Genomic DNA, 19,454 nt, shown 5'->3' on the forward strand with positions numbered 1-19,454 from the left:
AAACTCCACACGACGATCAACTCCACGATGCAGGCCTATGCCGAGCGGGCGGTGCAGAAACAGCTGCAGTCGGTCATCCAGCCGGCGATGGACGCCCAGTACCGGCGGACGAAGACCCTCTTTCTGAATACGACGCAGGAGGAGCGCAACCGGATCATGCGCCAGGCGATCCGCTATTCGGACCGCTACCGCGAGATGAAGGAGGCCGGATTCAGCGAGAAGCAGATCGCCGAGTCGTTCGACACGAAGTGCCCGATGAAGGTCTTCACCTACCGCGGTGAGCGCGACACGCTGATGACTCCCCGCGACTCGATCCTCCACCACAAGCGCATCATGCGGGCCGCGATGGTTGCCCTCGATCCCCGCACGGGAGCTGTCAAGGCTTATGTCGGAGGACCGAACTTCCGTTACTTCAAGTACGACATGGCCAAGCAGGGCAAGCGCCAGATCGGTTCGACGATCAAGCCTTTCGTCTATACGTTTGCGATCGACCACCTTGGGATGACGCCCTGCACGATGGTTCCGAACCTTCCGGTGACGATCGAGACGGCCAACGGCGTGGCCTGGTCGCCCAAGGAGGCCGGCAAGGTCGAATACGACGGCGTGCTGCACCCGCTCAAGTGGGGCCTCGCACGCAGCCGCAACAACTACTCGGCGTGGATCATGAAACAGGCCAAGCAGCCGGCTGCCGTCGCCGACTTTATCCACAACATGGGTATCCGCAGCTTCATCGACCCCGTGCCGGCGCTCTGCCTCGGGTCATCGGAGTCGAACGTCTTTGAACTGACGAGCGCCTTTTCGACCTTCGCCAACGAGGGCGTGCATACCGACCCGATCTTCGTGACGCGGATCGAGGACCGGCAGGGCAATGTGATCTCGACCTTCATCCCGCAGTCGCAGGATGCCGTGAGCGAGCGGACGGCCTATACGATGCTGACCATGCTCCAGGGTGTGGTGAACTCCGGAACGGCCGGGCGCCTGAAGTGGCAGTTCGGTTTCGACGGCGTGGAGATCGGCGGCAAGACCGGAACCTCGAACGAAAACCGCGATGCGTGGTTCATGTGCGTGGCTCCGAAGCTGGTGGCCGGAGCGTGGGTCGGCGGCGAGGATCAGTCGGTGCACCTGCTTTCGCGCGGCGAGGGCAGTGTCATGGCGCTGCCGATCGTCGGCGAGTTCATGAAGTTGGTCTACGACGACGGGCGGCTCGGCATCGACCGCGAGGATCGTTTCGTGCGCCCGACGCTCATGCCCGAGTACGACTGCGACGAGCAGCAGGAGAGCGGGGAGCGTGCCTCGGAGACCGGAATCGCCGAAGACGACGCCTTCTTCGATTGATGCAAGACCTCCCGAGGGCGGATCACCGGGGAGGGGAGTTAGGTTTTATATATTAGGTAAAGAAGAGAGATGAGAATTGCTATCGTGGGCGCCAGCGGCGCCGTGGGACAGGAGTTCCTGAAGATTCTGGAGGAGCGTCAGCTCCCCATCGACGAGTTGTTGCTGTTCGGCTCGGAGCGCAGCGCCGGCCGCCAGTATATGTTCCGTGGCAAACCCCTTACGGTCAAGTTGCTGGAGCACAACGACGATTTCAAGGGCGTCGATTATGTGCTCGCTTCGGCCGGTGCCGGCACGTCGCGCGAGTTCGCCGGGACGATCACCAAGTACGGAGCCGTGATGATCGACAACTCGAGCGCCTTCCGCATGGATGAGGACGTGCCCCTGGTGGTGCCGGAGGTGAATCCCGAGGATGCGAAACGGGCCCCCCGGCGGATCATCGCCAACCCGAACTGCACGACGATCCAGATGGTCGTTGCGCTGAATGCCATCGAGCGGCTTTCGCACATCACGCGCGTGCACGTATCGACCTATCAGTCGGCGAGCGGCGCCGGTGCGGCAGCCATGGACGAACTGGTGCGACAGTATGCCGAACTGGGTGCCGGCAAGGAGCCGACGGTCGAGAAGTTCGCCTTCCAGCTTGCCTACAACGTCATCCCGCATATCGACGTCTTCACCGAGAACGACTATACGAAGGAGGAGATGAAGATGTTCAACGAGACGCGCAAGATCATGCACTCGGACATCCGCGTGTCGGCCACCTGCGTGCGTGTCCCGGTGATGCGCGCCCACTCGGAGAGCATATGGCTCGAGACCGAGCGTCCCGTATCGCCCGAGGAGGCCCGCAAGGCCTTTGCCGAGGCGCCGGGCGTAGTGCTGATGGACGAGCCCTCGGAGAAGGTCTATCCGATGCCGCTTTTCATTGCCGGCAAGGATCCGGTCTACGTGGGCCGCATCCGTAAGGACCTGACCTGCGACAACGGATTGACCTTCTGGTGCGTGAGCGACCAGATCAAGAAGGGCGCAGCGCTCAATGCCGTGCAGATCCTCGAGACGTTGATCTGACCGGCGTCCGTATTCCGTATGGCGGGGCGGCTCCTTGTTGGGGGCGCCCCGTTTTTTTCGTCTCCACCCGCTGCCCCTTGTGTTTCAGCACCCTTGCATGCCCTGTATCCTTTGTCTCCCTGTGGCGCCCGTACAAACTGTCTGATCCCGGGATTTGTCATTTTTTGTTTGTGAAAAATTTGTTTTTCCGAAATTTATGCCTAATTTTGACTCGCCGTTTAACCGGTTAAACTACTTCACCGACCTTAGACCGACCCATGGGCGTATTGCTTAAAGACGTTGCGAAGGCTTTGAACCTTTCGAAAGCCACCGTGTCCTGGATTCTCTCCGGAAAGGGGGAGGAGAAGGGTTTCAGCGATGCAACCATCAAACTGGTCAAGGAGTCGGCCGCCCGCATGGGCTATTCGCCCAACCTGCTTGCCCGGAGCCTTTCGCTCGGCTCGACACACACCATTGCCCTGATCATCCCGGCCATCGGCGATACGTTCTATTCACAGATGGCACAAGCGGTCGAAAAACAGGCCCACGAGTGTGGCTATACCTTGATTATCAGTAGTTCGGAGAGTAATGCGGAGAAAGAGCGCCAGCTGATCCGGGCCTTGCGCGCCCAGCAGGTGGACGGGCTGATCATCGCCCCATCAAAAGGCGAACTCTCGGCCATCCGTTCCATGATGGACGAGCACTATCCCTTTGTATTCATCGACCGATATTATCCCGAACTGGAAACCAACTACGTCATCGTGGACAACGAGGAGAGCAGTTGCGGCGTCGTTTCGCGCCTGATCGGAGCCGGTTGCCGGCGGATCGCGCTCCTCACGACCGATACGCACCTGTTGGTAATGGGCCGCCGTATCCAGGGGTACCGCGATGCTTTGGCCGGTGCGGGGATCGATGCCGACCCGGCGTTGTGCGTCGAGGTAAACCGGGCAAACTATGTTGAGGCGGTTGTCGCAGAACTCGATGCGCTTTTCGAGCGCTGCCCCGATGTAGATGGCTTTTTCTTCACGACGCACTATCTGGCTCTCGAGACGATGCGCTATTTCATTGAACGGGGCATCGATTACCGCCGCCGGTTCCGTTTTGCCTGTTTCCATACCACTACGGCGCTCGATATCCTGGCGCCCGAGATGCTCGTCACGCAGATGCCGATCGAGGAGATGGGCACGCGGGCGGTGGACATGTTGCTGGAAAACATTCGCGACCGCGGGAAATTCCGGCCGCAGGGCGTGGTGCTTCAAAACCGGATCATGGACTGAAACTCTTTTTTTGAACTTTAATTTAACCGGTTAAATAAGCAATTTGAAATTAAAATGCAATACTAACCAAAACAAACCGTATGAAAAGATTTCTATTATTCTTTGCGGCGAGTGTGCTGGGGTTCAGCTCCTGTGTGGACGAGGTCAAGTCGGGCGCACAGGATCTGGATTATTCCCGGCTCTACGAGCTGAGAACCCAAATCGAGGAGCGGCTGGAGAATGCGGTCGTCGGAATCGAGGACGGCATGTATCCCGAATCGAGCTATGCGGATCTTGAGGCCGCGCTCGAAGAACTGAATCGCGGCATCTCGTCGGCGCGTGCCGGCCTGTTCATCCTGCAGTTCGAGGTGGACAACTATGTGCTGGCCGCCGAGAAGGCCATCAAGCTGTTTGACGACTCGGTGATCGTTTCGGTAGATCCCGGCACGCCGGCCGAGCTTTTCGTGAACGGCATCGACCACAAGGGTTACATCGACTTCGGGTCGTCGTCGGAATATACGCCGGCCAACTTCACGGTCGAGGCGTGGACCAAGTACGACGATGGGTTCATCGAGACCTCGTTCGGTTCGTTCATCTCCACGTTCGTCAGCCCGCTGCCCTACAAGGGGTGGACGCTCCACTACTGGGGTACCTCCAACAGCCTGCTGCGCCTCAGCGTCGGCACGAACAACTCGAATCCCGATCTCACGCTGCCGACGATCTATACGGCGGCTCCCTCCACCTGGGGCGAATGGTTCCACGTGGCGGCCGTTTTCGATACGTCGGCCAAGAAGATGCTGCTCTACATCAACGGCACTCTGAGCGCCTCGGCGGATGTTTCGGACAGCATGGTGCCCTGCAGCAGCGAGGATGAGTGCCGCATGTGGGCCTTTGTCGAGCCGAAGGACAATTCGCGCTGCATGAGCGGAAGCATCAAGAAGTTCCGTCTGTGGAGCGTGGCCAAGTCGGAGTCGGACATCCATTCGCTGATGACGGCCGATGTCGAGGGTACGGAGCCTAATCTGGTCTGCGCCTGGGATTTCACCGAGAAACCCGAGGATGACGCGAATATTCCCGACAAGACGGGACGCCATACGGCCAAACTCGTCGGTGTGTACAAATGGACTGCGTTGCAGGAGTAAATCGATCGAACTATGAAAAATATGATAATCAAGGCGGTCGCCGCGCTGATATGCTGCATGGCCGCATGTTGGACCTCGATCGCATCGGCCCAGGAGCCGGTTTCGGTCAGCGGCCAGGTAAAGGATACGAATGGAAACCCGATCATCGGAGCGACGGTAGTCGTCGAGCGGACCGGGGCCGGTACGACCTCGGGGGTGGACGGTGCGTTCACCATCTCGGTGCATCCGGGCGATGAGCTGACCGTGTCGTTCATCGGATACACCACGCGGAAGATTCCCGTGACGCAGGCCGTTTCGAATCTCGAGGTGGTGCTCGAGGAGGATGCCCTCAAGGTAGAGGACGTCGTGGTGATCGGATACGGTACGGTGCAGAAGAAGGACCTCACCGGATCGATCGAGTCGATCTCCGGTGACAAGATCACCGACGCGATGACGGTCAATCCGACCGAGGCGCTCAACGGACGTGTGAGCGGTGTGCTTGTGACCAAGACGTCGAACCGTCCGGGTACCGACATGAGCATCCAGATCCGCGGTCTCAATTCGTTCAACTACTCGAACGAGCCCCTCTATGTGATCGACGGTGTGCCGACGACCTCCGGCCTGCGGCACATCAACCCCGAGGACATCGAGTCGATCGACGTGCTCAAGGATGCGTCGTCCTGCGCGATCTACGGATCCCGCGGTTCGAACGGTGTGGTCATCGTGACGACCAAGGGCGTGAACAACAAGGAGGGCTTCACGGTCGAGTACAACGGTTACGTGGGCATCAAGACCCCGACCCGCATGCCCGACATGCTCGGAAGCGAGGGCAACGGCATGGAGTATGTCAATTTCCGCATCCAGCAGTGGACTAATAAGTTCGGTGCCTCGTCGCTCTCGACCGACGCCTTCCTTACGGCTGACGAGCGTCGTCATATTCAGAACGGCGAGTACTACGACTGGCTGCGCGAATTTGCGCAGGATGCCCTGACGATGAACCACAGCCTCTCGGCTTCGGGCTCGACGGAGCGCACCTCCTATACGTTCGGCGTGGGTTACATGAGCGACGGCGGTCTGGCCGGTTCGGAGAACTTCGACCGCCTGACGGCCAACATCGGCCTCGAATACCGCGTCAAGAACCGCGCGAAGGTGGGCATGCGCGCCTACATGTCGCACGATCTGATCAACCACGGTAGCTACGATGCGCTGCTCAACGCCTACTACATCACCCCGATCGTGAGCCGCTACGAGGCCGACGGCGTGACGCCTACCTTCACGCACCGCCCGGGCGGCCGTGTGAACCCCTTCATTCAGGATGAGAATACGAAGAACGAGAGCGACGGATGGTCGTACAACGTCTCGGCCTATGTGGCCTACGACCCGATCGAGCACCTGACGCTCAAGACGCAGTTCGCCACGCAGTACGACGGTGCGGTGAACGGATACTGGACGGGCACCTACTCGCAGTATGGACAGGGCGTGAACAAGCCCTACGCCTCGCGCAGCGAAGGTTACAACCAGAACTGGGTTTGGGACAATACGATTACCTACGAGAATACCTTTGCCGGCAACCACAAACTGAGTGTTATCGGTCTGTTCAGCATGCAGAAGGACAAGCACATGAGTTCGGGCATGACCGGCGAGGGCCTTCCCTACGATTCGGACTGGCACGCCATCCAGACGGCCGAGCAGATTACCAACGTGAACAGCGGATACTGGGAGTCGGCGATGGTCTCGCTGATGGGACGTGTGAACTATGTCTTCAAGGACCGTTACCTGTTCACCGTGACGGCCCGTTACGACGGAACGTCGCGTCTGGCCCGCAAGAACCGCTGGGGCCTGCTGCCGTCGGCCGCCATCGGATGGTCGATCAAGAATGAGGCTTTCCTGAGCGACGTCGAGTGGGTCAATGCACTCAAGCTGCGCGCCAGCTGGGGCAAGACCGGCAACAACAACGTCGGCTACAACGTCACGCAGACCCAGCTGGGGCTGAATCCCTATTATCTGGGCGGCTCGGGCAACAAGGGCTTCGGTTTGGGCGACAGCCTGGGTAACGAGGACCTGAAGTGGGAGATGACCTCGGAGTGGAACTTCGGTCTGGACTTCGGCTTCTTCAACAACCGCCTGTCGGGTATGGTCGATGTCTACTTCCGCAAGACGACCGACCTGATCTTCCAGCGCCAGGTGGCCGACGTGAACGGTTACCGCAGCATCCTCGAGAACATCGGCACCACGCAGAACCGCGGTGTGGAGTTCACGCTCAACAGCGTCAATATCTCGAAGCGCGACTTCACCTGGAAGACCAACATCGTCTTCTCGCTCAACCGCAACAAGATCCTCGACCTTGACGGCACGAAGACCGACGACCTGGCCAACCGCCGCTTCATCGGCTACCCGATGAACGTCTACTACGACGTGAAGCAGATCGGCATCTGGCAGGAGTGGGAGAAGGACGAGGCGGCCAAGTACAGCGCCGCTCCGGGCTGGCCCAAGATCGAGGACCACGACAAGAACGGCATCATCGACGCCAACGACATGTATATCCTCGGTACGCAGAGCCCCGACTGGACGGCCGGTATGACCAATACCTTCTCGTACAAGAACTGGGATCTGTCGGTTTACTGTTACACGCAGGTGGGCGGTCTCTACAACGACCCCTTCACGTTCACCTTCCTCGGCCTGAACAACCAGGACTGGAACAAGCTGGCCGTCGAGTACTGGACTCCCGAGAACAAGAACAACAAGTACCCGGGCATCGGTCTCGAGTGCCTCTGGACGCAGGCCCTCTCGCAGGTGGACGGAACCTTCTTCAAGATCCAGAACATTACGCTGGGCTACTCGCTGCCCCAGACGGCGCTCAACAAGATCCGCATGAAGGGCCTGAGGGTCTACTTCTCGGTGCAGAATCCCTTCACCTTCAGCGATTACCTGGGATCCGACCCGCAGGTGATCGGCGAGGACCTCTCCCAGTCGCTGTCGCTCTATCCGATGATCTTCACGTGCGGCTTCAATCTTAAATTCTAATCTGAGACGGAACCATGAAAAAGTTCAAGAAATACATAGCCGTCCTTTGCGGCTCCCTGACACTCGGGCTCGGCGGATGCAACGATTTCCTCGATATTTACGACCCGGCGGTCGTGACGCCCGAATACTACAACACCAAGGAGGGGCAGGAGAAGCTCATCGTAAACCTCTACGCCCGTTACCGTTCGGTCTTCACCACCTACGTGCTCCAGTACCTCGGTACGGACATGTACATGTCCTGCGACGAAACTCCGACGGCCGCTCAGTTCAACGGTTACAACGCCGACCTTTCGGGCCTTTCGGGTACGATCGACTCCTATTGGGCCACGCTCTACAAGATCGTACAGGAGTCCAATATCCTGCTCAACCGCTGTACGCCCGAGATCGCGGGCGACGACTACGACCAGATGGTGGCCAAGGGGCGTATTCTCCGGTCGATGGCCTACTACTACCTGGTGGAGACCTTCGGCGGCGTTCCCCTGCTGACCGAGGAGAACACCTCGGCCTCCGACATCATCACCGAGGTGACGCGCGCCAGCGAAAAGGATATCTACGACTTCATCGTCGAAGAGCTGACTCTGTCGCTCGACAAGCTGCCCGACGTGGCCGATGCGGCCGGCGAGCTCTCCAATACGGCGCTCAAACACTTCCTGGGCAAGATCTACCTGACGCGCGCCTATCGTGAATATGCCGAGCCCGAAGACGTGACCACGGCCATCAAACTTTTCGAGGAGGTGATCGCCTCGACCCACTACGGGCTGCTGGACCGCTTCGAGGATGTCTTCGACGAGAGCAACCAGAACAACAAGGAGATCATCTGGGCCATCCAGTACGGTTCGGACAAGAACTACAACGGCAGCGGCAACCCGATCCACACGCAGTTCGGTTTCAATATCACGGCGCTCTATCCCGGCATGTTCGCCCTCGACCAGCAGGAGTACTCCTCGATGATGCGTGATATCTGGACCAATCCGCGTGTGCACGAGTGGTTCCGCCATCCGGCACAGGACAGCCGCTACGACGCGACCTTCCGCTTCGAGTTCGAGGTGAACGACCCCACGAACGAGAACTATGGCAAGATGGGTATCTACATGCCTCACTGGGACGATACGTCGGGCGATGACCACGATGCCATCTATTTCTATCCGTTCCGCACCGAGTCGGGCGACTACAACTGGTATCCGGCCCTGGGCATGATGGGATGGTCCACCGACTGCATGCCCATGTGCCGCAAGTTCCGCGAGACGAAGATCGAGTGGGGCGGCAAGGGTACGCGCGAGGATGTGGTGATCCGCATGGCCGACACCTACCTGCTCTGCGCCGAGGCCTACCTGCTCAACAACCAGCCCGACGAGGCGCTCAAGAAGGTCAATGACATCCTGCGCCGCGCCGCCGGTTCGGAGGAGAACTACGAAGTGCTGAAGATCGCTTCGGCCTCCGAGCTGACGCTCGACCGCCTGCTCGAGGAGCGCGGCTGCGAGCTCTTCGGCGAGCACGACCGCTGGTTCGACCTCAAGCGTACGGGTACGCTCCTGACGCGCGCACGGCTCAACCCGCTTGTCGAGCACTACAACAATCTTTCGGAGATACACCTTGTCCGCCCGATCCCCTACAACGAGCGCATCAAGCTCAAGGGTCTGGACCAGAACGAGGGTTACAACAACTAACGGATAACGATTCGCTGCTATGAAAAAGATATTTTTTGGAGTGCTGGCGCTGTGTGCGGCTGCAAGTTGCGACCGCCTCTACGATTCGCCGATGGAGGACGAGCGGTTCAATGCCGGCGTGGGCGACCAGACTGCCGCGCTCTACGTGGACCAATACGACAAACTGGCCGACGAAGGCCAATTCTGGCACCCGGATGCCCTGGCCGGGATGCCCGCGGCTCAGACCGCAACCTACGGGCTTTTCAATCTGTCGAGCCCTGATCGGAACAACCCCGATGTGGCGGGCGGTTCGGTGACCGATGCCACCGGTGTCGGCCTGCAGTACCACCTGCTGAGCCAGTCGTTCGCCGGGCTCTGCAACAAGGCCCTCGGTGCCGGTGAGGTCACCACTGCCGCGTGGATGGATGCTGCCGACGGGGTCGATTCCTACAAGGAGTGCATGAAGCTCCTCGGCCTTTCGCCGACGTGGATCGTCTATACGGGCAATCCGATGACCAATCCCGATTTCGGTGCGATCGACGGCGGCGTGATGGACCGTCTGGGCAAGAAGTACGTGCTGACCGACGTGCGGACGAACCCCGAGAGCGGGGTGGTGGCCGTGGTCGCCTCGCATGTCTAGTCGATAAGCGCGACCAGGCGTTCTTCGACGGCAAGGGCTACGAGATGGTCTATGACGCATCCAAGAAGACTACGGCCGATTCGTGGCGCGAGTTCCGCGACCGTTGCGACAACAGCGCCCTGGTGGTCATGCCCGTGCATACGGGCGAGCTGGCCGACTTCGCCATTGCCAACAACCTTTTTGTGATCAACCTCAACAAGGAGTACAATACGCCGTCGGGCGGCCAGAACACCGACCTCTTCAAGGAGGTGCTCGCCTGGCTGAAGCCCAATTCGCCGGTTTACGGCTGGGAGCCCGGTGTGGGTGAGGACGAGTTTGTCATCCCCGTATCGCGCAGCGGCAACATGATGGTGGCTCTCGGCGAGTTCAACGTCCCCTTCTTCTCGAAGGACTACAAGTCGCGTCAGCAGCAGAACCTGGCGAAGGTCATCAATCCGCAGGATATCGACTACTCGACCAACGCCACCAAGCGTTTCGTGTCGTACTATCTTTCGGACGGCCCGCATGCGGGCTGGATGCTCAACGGCTTTGTGGAGAACTACTACTCCGATCCGAAGGTCGAGGACGTGCACATGAGCTTCGGCATTACGGCTTCCAATACCTGCCAGATCAATCCGGCGCAGTTCGACAAGATCATGTCGATGCAGAGCGGCAAGTCTACGCTCATCGAGAGCTTTGGCGGCGGTTACTGGTACAGCGACGACTTCGGAGCCGACGGCGACCGCGCCGCACTGCTGAAGTCGCTGGCCGGGAAGGTTGCCTCGCACATGCGTCAGCACCGGATCAAGATCCTCGAGCAGATCGCGCACGACCCCACCTCGGCGGCAGCCATGGAGGCTTACCAAGCCTTTGTCGATGCCAACGACCAGCTGGAGGGTATCGTTGCCATCCAGTATGCGCCCTCCTATGCCGGGGGAGCCGGTGAGATCCTCTGGGTGACCAACAAGCAAGGCTACGACATCCCGGTGGTGACGGTCCGCTACTCGATCTGGAACTTCCCCGAAGGCAATCACGAACGTGACGGCAGCCCGACCTACGTGGCGCGCAAGCTCAACGAGGAGCCGGCCGACTCGAAGTTCTCGGCAGTGATCGTCCATGCGTGGAGTGCCTTTACCGATACGGGCGCCTCGACCGACGAGACGGCCGAGAATGCTCCGGGCGGTACACTGCGCGGCGCTTCGGCCGCCGAGATGTGCAACCGCCGTCTGGCCGACGATTACGAGGACGTGTCGATGCAGGAGCTTATCTGGCGCATCCGTATGGAGTATCGTCCCGAGCAGACACAGCGTTATCTGAGCGAGTATTTTTAGTATCTTAGTAAAGAAAATCCCAAGAACCGAAATCGAATGAAACTCCTGAAACTGCTTCTTGTCGCCCTGCTGGGCTGCCACCTCGGCGCTGCGGCGCAGGAATACGACGGCCGCCACGGCTGGCCCGAACAGAAAGCCCCCGAAAAAGTGATCGTGTGCCCGCTGGGACAGACCCCGGCCGAGGCCATGCTGGTCGAGTCGCTCTCGGGACTGGCCGCACAGGCCGTCAATGAGGGCCGCTTCGACACGATGGTCTGGATCGAGACCGGAAACGCCTCCTACAAGACTCTGTTCGAGGAGTCGGTCGAGGCGCTCGGCATCAAGGAGATCCGCCGCATGGAGATCGACGAGCTGGCCGTGCTGCTCCGCAAGCGGGGCATCCTGCGCGGGTATGTGCTCTACCGTATGGACGGTCCCTGGGCCAATCCCTACGCCTCGAATCCCGGGACGGACTATTCGGCCAACGTGGCTACGGTCTACGCTTCGCTGCTGCAGGGTGCGCTGATCGACGAGTCGCTGGTCGCCAGGGCCCGTTCGCTGGGTCTGCGCGAGCTGAAGGATGCCCGTCTCGAAACGGCCGCCGAGTGCTTCGAGCGCAACCGCGACCGCCTCTGCCGCAAGTCGGCGCTGAGCATCCCGCCCTCGGTGCACAACCTGCGCGACTACGCCATTGCACACCGTCTGATGCTCTATGCCGACCAGAAGGAGCTGATCGACCCCGTACTCGAGTGGGTTGAGCCGCTCTCGCCGATCCTCGGCTGGGGTTGCGGCGACGAGTACGATTTCACGAGCCTGATCGCCCGCTGGGGCCACTACAATACGGCGACCAACTGGTGCATGAACCTGCCGTTCATCTCTTCGGTCGGCGAGGCTGCCCATCCGGTGCAGGTCGAGGCATTCGACCCGCGGACGATCGATTTCGACGACCGCTCCTCGTTCCATGCCTTCGTCATGAGCGACGGCGACAACATGCAGTGGTCGATGGACAGCTACGGCGAGTCGCCGATGTACATGGGCGGCAAGGGGGCCGGTGAGGCCGGCCTGAGCTGGACGCTCTGCCCGACGGAGCTTTCGATCGTCTCGCCCTTCACGTGGAACAAGATGGCGGCCCGCCGGCAGGCCGGGTCGAGTTTCCTCGAGTACGGCGGCGGATACCAGTATCCCGACATCTTTGCCGTGAACCGTCCGAACCGCGCCGAACTGCTGCGTGAGTTCGCCCGGCGGATCAACTACCACATGGAGCGGCTTGGAATCCGGATCTTCGGCTTCATCTGCTTCGATGTTGCTTCGCCCGAAGCCCAGGAGGCCTTCCAGATCTATGCTGAGGAGATGCCCGGCCTGACGGGCATGCTCGCCGTGCAGTATTTCCCCTATGAACTTGACGGCAAGGTCTACTGGCACCGCAACCGTGCCGGAATCGATATCCCGGTAGTGACGGCCCGCTACAGCCTCTGGAACGAGGTCAATGCACACCGCCCGCGGGCCGGAGTCCCCGAGTTCGTGGCCTCGATGGTGAACCGTGACGTGCTGGCTGCCGGTGAGGAGGGGGATCGGATCCTCCAGTGGACGATCGTGCATGCCTGGTCGGATTTTGCCGAGTCGAGCCCGCTGACGCCGCGTCCGGCCATCGGTGTGAACCCCGTGCTGCGGACGCAGTCGCTGCTGCTGCCCTCGGTCAAGCCCGCATCGGCCGAGGAGCTCCTCTGGCGCATCCGCATGGAGTATCGTCCCGAACAGACCCGCAACGTGTTGAATCTGTAATACCGCATCAAGAAGAAGATGAACAAAACGCTTTTGGCCATAGCTCTCTTCGGGTTGGCCGCCGGAGAAACCAGCGCCCAGCAGATCGGCCGCGTGGCTCGCGTGGAGCCGGTGCGCTACGAGAAGCGTGACGGGCGCCTGAAGATCCTCTCCTATGTGAAACTTTCGGAGGCGCCGGCCCGTAAGACCGTGCTGCAGCTCGGTGACGAACCGCTGGCCGTCGAGGCCGGTTCGACCGGTGACAGCCTGCTGGTGTGGCTGCCCATGATCGGCAAGAGCGACGTGCTGACGCTCCGTTCCGGTCGCAAGGTGCTGTCATCCAAAGCCGTCGAGGCTCCGATCCCCGATGATTGGGGCTATTTCCGCAACGGTACGATCCACATCATCCAGTCGTCGCATCAGGACATAGCCTGGATGGACACGCCCGAATACTGCCGCACCGAACGTATCGAGGATATCATCATCCCGGCGCTGGACATCATGCGCGAGGATCCGAACTTCACTTTCGAAATGGAGCAGACGCTCAACCTCATGGAGTTTCTCGAGGCGCATCCCGAGCGTCGCGACGAGGTGATCGAGCGTTACAAGGAGGGCCGCTTCGTGTGGGGCGCCACCTACAACCAGCCCTACGAGGGGCTCGCTTCGGGCGAACAGCTGGTGCGCCAGGCCTACTACGGCCGCAAGTGGATCCGCGAGAACCTGCCCGGCTGCGACGACAGGACGGCCAACAACGTCGATGTCCCTGGCCGCACGATGCAGATGCCCCAGATACTGGCCAAGAGCGGTATCCGCAACCTCTTCGTATCGCGTATGCGCGAGGGCCTCTATGACTGGTACAGCCCCGATGGATCGAGCGTGCTGACCTACACGCCGGGCAACTACGGCTGGGCGACACTCATGTGGAAATTCTTCGAGAAGGATGCCGTTACGGCCTTCGAACGCCTGCATCCGCGCAGCCGCCTCTGGAGCGACTACTTCCGTAGCCGCCACATCCCGCCGCACTACGCCGTGCTGATGAGTTGTGACGCCACCAAGCCGGTGAACTTCGCACCGGTGATCGACGAGTGGAACCGCATTGCGGAGCTGGCCGAGGTGGAGCTGCCGCGTCTGAAGTGCTCGACGGCCGAGGAGTACCTCGCGCTGGTCGATACGCCCGAGGCGCAGATGGAGGAGGTCGTCGGCGAACGTCCCGACCTGTGGCTCTACATCCACGGTCCGGCACACTACCAGCAGACGGTGGCCAAGCGTGAGGCCGGCGTGCTGCTGCCGGCTGCCGAACTCTTCACGGCGGTGAACAACGTGTGCCTCGACGGTTCGTGGGACTATCCCCGCGCTGCGTTCGACCGCGCCTGGATGGCCTCGATCTATCCTGATCACGGTCTGGGCGGCAAGAACGGCGAGATCACCGACCGCATCTTCGGCGATTCACTCTCGGTAGCCCGCGACCTGGGCCGCTCGCTGCTCGACGCTTCGCTGCGCAAGATCGCCGACCGCGTTCCGGAAGAGGCGGGCAACTGGGTCGTGTTCAACGACCTGCAGTGGGACCGCACGGAGGTGGCCTACCTCCCGGCGGGCGACCGTCCTGCGGTGGTCTGCACCTCCGACGGCCGTGAGCTGCCCGTGCAGCGCGTCGAGCGCGACGGCCGCGAATGCCTGGCCTTCGTGGCCGAGGGCGTGCCTTCGTTCGGATATGCCGCCTACCGGGTGAAACCGGTGGCGAAGGAGCCCCGTCCGGTGGTGCCTGCAGGGGTCGAGCAGGGTGACAACTACTACCGCAACGCCTTCTATGACATTGTGCTGGGTGACGGCGGCATTGTTTCGCTCTACGACTTCGAGCAGGGCTGCAACCTGGCTGAGACCTCGCGTTTCGCCTTTGGTGACATCCTCGATGCCGGATACAAGGGCAACGGGGCCGGCGAGTTCAACCGCATCGCCGACCTGGAGGTGGACGACCAGACGCTTGTCAGCGCACAGCCCGCTTCGTGGCGGATCGTGGCGACGGGTGCCGTCTGCACGACTTTCGAGAATGCCGTACAGACCGCCTTCGCCCGCGTGATCCAGCGCATTACGGTTTACCATGCCATCAAGAAGATCGATTTCGATGTGACGCTCGAAAACTTCACGGGCGAGCATAACCGCCAGTACCGCATCCTCTTCCCGCTCAACATGAAGCGGGCATCGAGCCGCATCCACTACGAGGTTCCGATGGGTGTCGCCGAGGTGGGCGTCAGCGAGATGAAGAGCGTACCGGGCGGTTGGAGCTGGGGCGGCACCTACGTGCACCATCCCGCCGATTCGCATCCGCGCGAGATCCAGAACTTCATCTCGGCCAGCGGCAACGGCTTCGGTGTGACGATGTCGTCGTGCGTGGCCGTGGCGGACTGGATCGACCCGTCGCGCGACCAGTCGGATTATCCCGTGCTGCAGGGCATCCTGCTCTCGTCGCACAAGAGCTGCCACGGTGAGGGCAACTGGTACCACCAGACCGGCACCCACTCCTTCCGCTTCTCGATCCTCGGCCATGAGGCCGGGTGGCAGAACGGCTACTGCTTCGGCGTGGGGGCCAACCACCCGCTGCTGCCTGTCGCACGAGAGGGCCGCGGCGGCGACCTGGAGGCCAGCTGCTCGTTCATCCGCATCTCCGATCCGCTTGTGTCGCTCACGACGCTCAAGAAGGCCGACGGCGGCAATGCCCTCATCCTGCGTCTGACCGAGATGGAGGGTGTGGACAAGACGGTCGAGGTGACGCTGCCGTTCGATGTCAAGCGCGTGACGCGCACCGACCTCATCGAGGAGGGCGGCGAGCCGGTTGCCGGTTCGGGCCGCCGGCTGACCCTCCGTCTGGGACACCACGCCATCGAAACCTACAAACTCGAGCTCTGATGTTCCGTCCGCTTCTGATTCTGCTGTGTGTACTGTCGTGCGGCTGTTCCGTGCCGCACGACTGCACCGGCTATGTGAATCCCTTCATCGGAACGCTCCACGAGGGACACTGCGTCCCCGGGGCCACCGTTCCGATGGGTATGGTACAACCCGGTCCTGAGTCCGTGGACTCCCTCTACGAGGGCTATTTCATGGACCATGTGACGGGCTACCGCTATGCGGACCGCTACCTGGCGGGCTTCACCCAGACGCACCTCAACGGAGTGGGGTGCCCCTCGATGTCGGACATCCTGCTGATGCCCTGGTGCGGGCGCGAGATCGCCGGCACGGAGCGCGGAGCGTTTCGCTCGGAATACGACAAAACCTCCGAGGTGGCCTCACCGGGTTATTATGCCGTGCGGCTCGAGGATAACCGCACGCAGGTTGAACTGACGGCTACCCGCCGCGTGGCGTGCCACCGCTACCGCTTCGACGATCCGGCAACGGCCCGTGTCCTTGTCGATCTCCAGTACGGGGTGGCGTGGGATTCGACGCGGCTTGCCGGCAATGTCCTCGAGGTCCGTCAGGAGTTCGACGACTACGGCCTTTCGGGTTACCGCCGGCCGCGGGAGTGGGCTCCGCGCGACCAGTACTACACGATCCGTTTCGACCACCGCATCGCTTCGGTCGTCGAACTGCCGGCTCCGGATTCCGCCGAGCGGGCTCCGCGCTACGTGCTGAGCTTCGAGATGGACGGTGACGCCGAGCTCGGCGTGCGGATCGCCCTCTCGACGACGAGCGTCGAGGCGGCCCGCCGCAACCTGGCGGAGGAGGCGGCCGACAGCGAATCGTTCGATGTCCTCCGCGAACGGGCCCGCAGCGCGTGGAACGACCTGCTTTCGCGCGTCGAGATCTCGGGCGACCGGGAGCAGCGGACCAACTTCTATACGGCGCTCTACCGCCTCTACATGCAGCCCAACGACATCGCCGACACGGACGGCCGCTACCGTTCCGAGGCGGGCGAGGTGCGTACGAGCCGGTCGGGACACTTCTTCTCGACCCTCTCGCTGTGGGACACCTACCGGGCGGCGCACCCGCTCTATACGATCCTGACCCCCTCGCTCGTGCCATTGTTCAACGGCTCGATCATGGAACACTATGCAGCCAAGGTGGCCGATCCCTCGAATCCGCTCGAGGCGCACCGCTACCTGCCCCGGTGGGCCCTGTGGGGACATGAGACCCGTACGATGATCGGCAACCACGCCGTTCCGGTGCTGGTGGATGCCTGGCTCAAGGGGCTGCGCCCGGAGGGCTACGGCGACGATGAACTGTTCGAAGCCGTCTGGGAGAGTCTTCGCAAGAGTCATTACCGCAACCACACGGAGCTGATCGACACCTACGGATACATCCCCTTCGACCGTTCGCTCTCGGCTGTGGACGACGGCCGCGAGACCGTCTCCCGGCTGCTCGAATCGGCCTACGACGACCATTGCGCCGCCCTGCTCGCCCGCGCGCTCGGACGCACGGCCGAGGCCGACACGCTCGAGGCACTTGCGCGCAACTGGACGAACGTCTTCGACCCCGAATCGGGATTCATGTGCGGCCGGCGGGCCGACGGCAGCTTCCGGCGGGGGGAGGACCCTGCCCGGGTGGTCGGCGAGTGGGTGGCCGGATCGGATTTCACCGAGGGGAATGCCTGGCACTACCTTTTCCACGTACAGCACGACATCGAGGGGCTGATGGAGCGCATGGGGGGTGAGGAACCCTTCGTTGCACGGCTCGACTCGATGTTCTACACCCGCACGGGACGTCCCTATGTCAAGGACCTCGTGTGGAACATCTACGGGACCCTCGGGCAGTACTGGCACGGCAACGAACCGTGCCATCACGTGCCCTATCTCTACAAGTACACTTCGCGCGGGTACAAGACCGACGCCATCCTGCGTTACCTGACCCGCAACTTCTACCTCAATGCACCGGACGGCCTTCGCGGCAACGACGACTGCGGGCAGATGTCCGCATGGTATCTCTTCGCCGTGTCGGGCTTCTACCCGGTGGATCCCTGCGGGGGCGAGTTCGTGCTCGGGGCTCCGCAGGCCGAACGGATCGCCTTCCGGCTCGAGAACGGACGGACCTTCACCGTGCGTGCCGAAGGCCTCTCCGATGAGTGCATGTTTGTCGCCTCGGTGACGCTCGACGGGAAACCTTACCCCGGGCGCACGATCTCCTACGAACGGATCATGGAGGGCGGCGAACTGGTTTTCCACATGGTTTCGCGGCCTGACGGCGCGGAACTCCAAAACTTCCGTTGCGAATGAACCGTAAAAACACCCTTGCCGGGCTTTTGCCCGTGCTGTTCAGTTTCTTTGTCATGGGCTTCGTCGATGTCGTCGGCGTGGCGACCAGCTACGTGAAGGCCGATTTCTCGCTGAGCGACCGCATCGCCAACCTGCTGCCCATGATGGTTTTCCTCTGGTTTGCCGTCTGCTCGCTGCCCACGGGGGTTCTGATGGGGCGCATCGGGCGGAAGCGGACGGTCATGGCCAGTGCCGTCGTGACCTTCGTGGCGATGCTGCTGCCGCTGGCCGACTATTCGTTCCCGGTAGTGCTGACGGCCTTCGCCCTGCTGGGCATCGGCAACACGATGCTCCAGGTGTCGCTCAACCCGCTGCTTGCCGATGTCGCCGGCGAGGCCCGTGCGACGAGCATGCTCACGCTCGGGCAGTTCATCAAGGCGGTCTGCTCGATGCTCGGCCCCGTGCTTGTAGGCGTGGCGGCCGGCGTGTGGGGCAACTGGCGGCTGATTTTCCCGCTCTATGCCCTCATCACCCTGCTGTCGTGGCTCTGGATGGCCCGGCTGAAGGTCGATGAGTCGCACTCCGAGCCGGTCGGCGCCCGCGGCGTCCGTACGCTGCTCACCGACGGCTACATCCTGATGCTGCTGTCGGTCATCGTGTTGAGCGTCGGCTTCGAGATCGGGCTGATGACCGCCGTGCCGAAGTACCTCTCGGAGCGCTGCTCGCTCCCGCTCGACCGGGCGGCGATGGGCTGCAGCCTCTACTACCTGGCCCGTACCGCGGGGACGTTCGGCGGTGCGGTGGTCCTTTCGCGCATCTCTTCGCGCCGCTTCCTGACGGTCTCGATGCTGCTGGCCCTCGTCGCGCTGGGACTCTTCATGACGGCAGCCGATGCGACGGTGCTCTTCGTCACACTCTTCGTGTTGGGACTCTGCTGCGCCAACGTCTTCGCCATTGCCTTCTCTGCGGCCCTCAAGTCGGCTCCGGGGCGTGCCAACGAGGTCTCGGCGCTGATGATCATGGGTGTGGCCGGCGGTGCGCTGCTGCCACCCCTCATGGGCGTCGTGGCCGACCTGAGCGGTCAGTGGGCCAGCCTGTTCGTCCCGGGCGTCGCGCTGCTCTACATGCTTGTCGCCTCCCTGAAACTGAAAAATTAACCGA

Annotated in this window: 11 protein-coding genes and 1 pseudogene (1 of these 12 only partly in view); all 12 read left to right on the forward strand. The window is 61.6% G+C overall.

Annotated elements, in window-relative coordinates; translation table 11 throughout:
- Window positions 1-1,335: pseudogene (locus QZL63_RS05820) on the forward strand (transglycosylase domain-containing protein) (it extends 1,138 nt beyond the left edge of the window).
- A gap of 69 nt (window positions 1,336-1,404) precedes the next feature.
- Window positions 1,405-2,397 (forward strand): aspartate-semialdehyde dehydrogenase, encoded by a 993-nt coding sequence (locus QZL63_RS05825; RefSeq protein WP_022308395.1) that lies wholly within the window; start codon window positions 1,405-1,407, stop codon window positions 2,395-2,397.
- Between the two features lie 257 nt (window positions 2,398-2,654).
- Window positions 2,655-3,653 (forward strand): LacI family DNA-binding transcriptional regulator, encoded by a 999-nt coding sequence (locus QZL63_RS05830; RefSeq protein WP_022308396.1) that lies wholly within the window; start codon window positions 2,655-2,657, stop codon window positions 3,651-3,653.
- 80 nt (window positions 3,654-3,733) lie between these two features.
- A complete protein-coding gene (locus tag QZL63_RS05835; RefSeq protein WP_022308397.1) occupies window positions 3,734-4,774 on the forward strand; it encodes a LamG-like jellyroll fold domain-containing protein in 1,041 nt (346 codons plus the stop codon).
- Between the two features lie 12 nt (window positions 4,775-4,786).
- Window positions 4,787-7,777 carry a SusC/RagA family TonB-linked outer membrane protein gene (locus QZL63_RS05840; protein ID WP_022308398.1) on the forward strand — a complete coding sequence of 997 codons (2,991 nt, stop codon included), beginning with the start codon at window positions 4,787-4,789 and terminating at the stop codon, window positions 7,775-7,777.
- Between the two features lie 14 nt (window positions 7,778-7,791).
- Window positions 7,792-9,444, forward strand: a complete 1,653-nt coding sequence (locus tag QZL63_RS05845; RefSeq protein ID WP_022308399.1) for a RagB/SusD family nutrient uptake outer membrane protein — start codon at window positions 7,792-7,794, stop codon at window positions 9,442-9,444.
- Between the two features lie 19 nt (window positions 9,445-9,463).
- Window positions 9,464-10,063, forward strand: coding sequence for a hypothetical protein (locus QZL63_RS05850; protein WP_022308400.1), 600 nt, complete (start codon window positions 9,464-9,466; stop codon window positions 10,061-10,063).
- A 44-nt stretch (window positions 10,064-10,107) separates the two neighbouring features.
- A complete protein-coding gene (locus tag QZL63_RS05855) occupies window positions 10,108-11,373 on the forward strand; it encodes a GxGYxYP domain-containing protein (RefSeq protein ID WP_022308401.1) in 1,266 nt (421 codons plus the stop codon).
- Window positions 11,374-11,409: 36 nt separating this feature from the next.
- Complete coding sequence (locus tag QZL63_RS05860; RefSeq protein WP_022308402.1) at window positions 11,410-13,134, forward strand: GxGYxYP domain-containing protein; 1,725 nt, start codon at window positions 11,410-11,412, stop codon at window positions 13,132-13,134.
- An 18-nt stretch (window positions 13,135-13,152) separates the two neighbouring features.
- Window positions 13,153-16,017 (forward strand): glycosyl hydrolase-related protein, encoded by a 2,865-nt coding sequence (locus QZL63_RS05865; protein WP_022308403.1) that lies wholly within the window; start codon window positions 13,153-13,155, stop codon window positions 16,015-16,017.
- Window positions 16,017-18,314 carry a GH92 family glycosyl hydrolase gene (locus QZL63_RS05870; RefSeq protein ID WP_022308404.1) on the forward strand — a complete coding sequence of 766 codons (2,298 nt, stop codon included), beginning with the start codon at window positions 16,017-16,019 and terminating at the stop codon, window positions 18,312-18,314. The genes QZL63_RS05865 and QZL63_RS05870 overlap by 1 nt, the downstream gene beginning before the upstream one ends.
- On the forward strand, window positions 18,311-19,450 hold the full coding sequence (locus QZL63_RS05875; protein WP_022308405.1) for an MFS transporter: 1,140 nt from the start codon (window positions 18,311-18,313) through the stop codon (window positions 19,448-19,450). Before QZL63_RS05870 ends, QZL63_RS05875 begins: the two co-directional genes overlap by 4 nt.
- Window positions 19,451-19,454: the final 4 nt, after the last annotated feature.

The organism is Alistipes sp. CAG:268, assembly GCA_000434235.1.
Classification (GTDB): Bacteria; Bacteroidota; Bacteroidia; order Bacteroidales; family Rikenellaceae; genus Alistipes; species Alistipes avistercoris.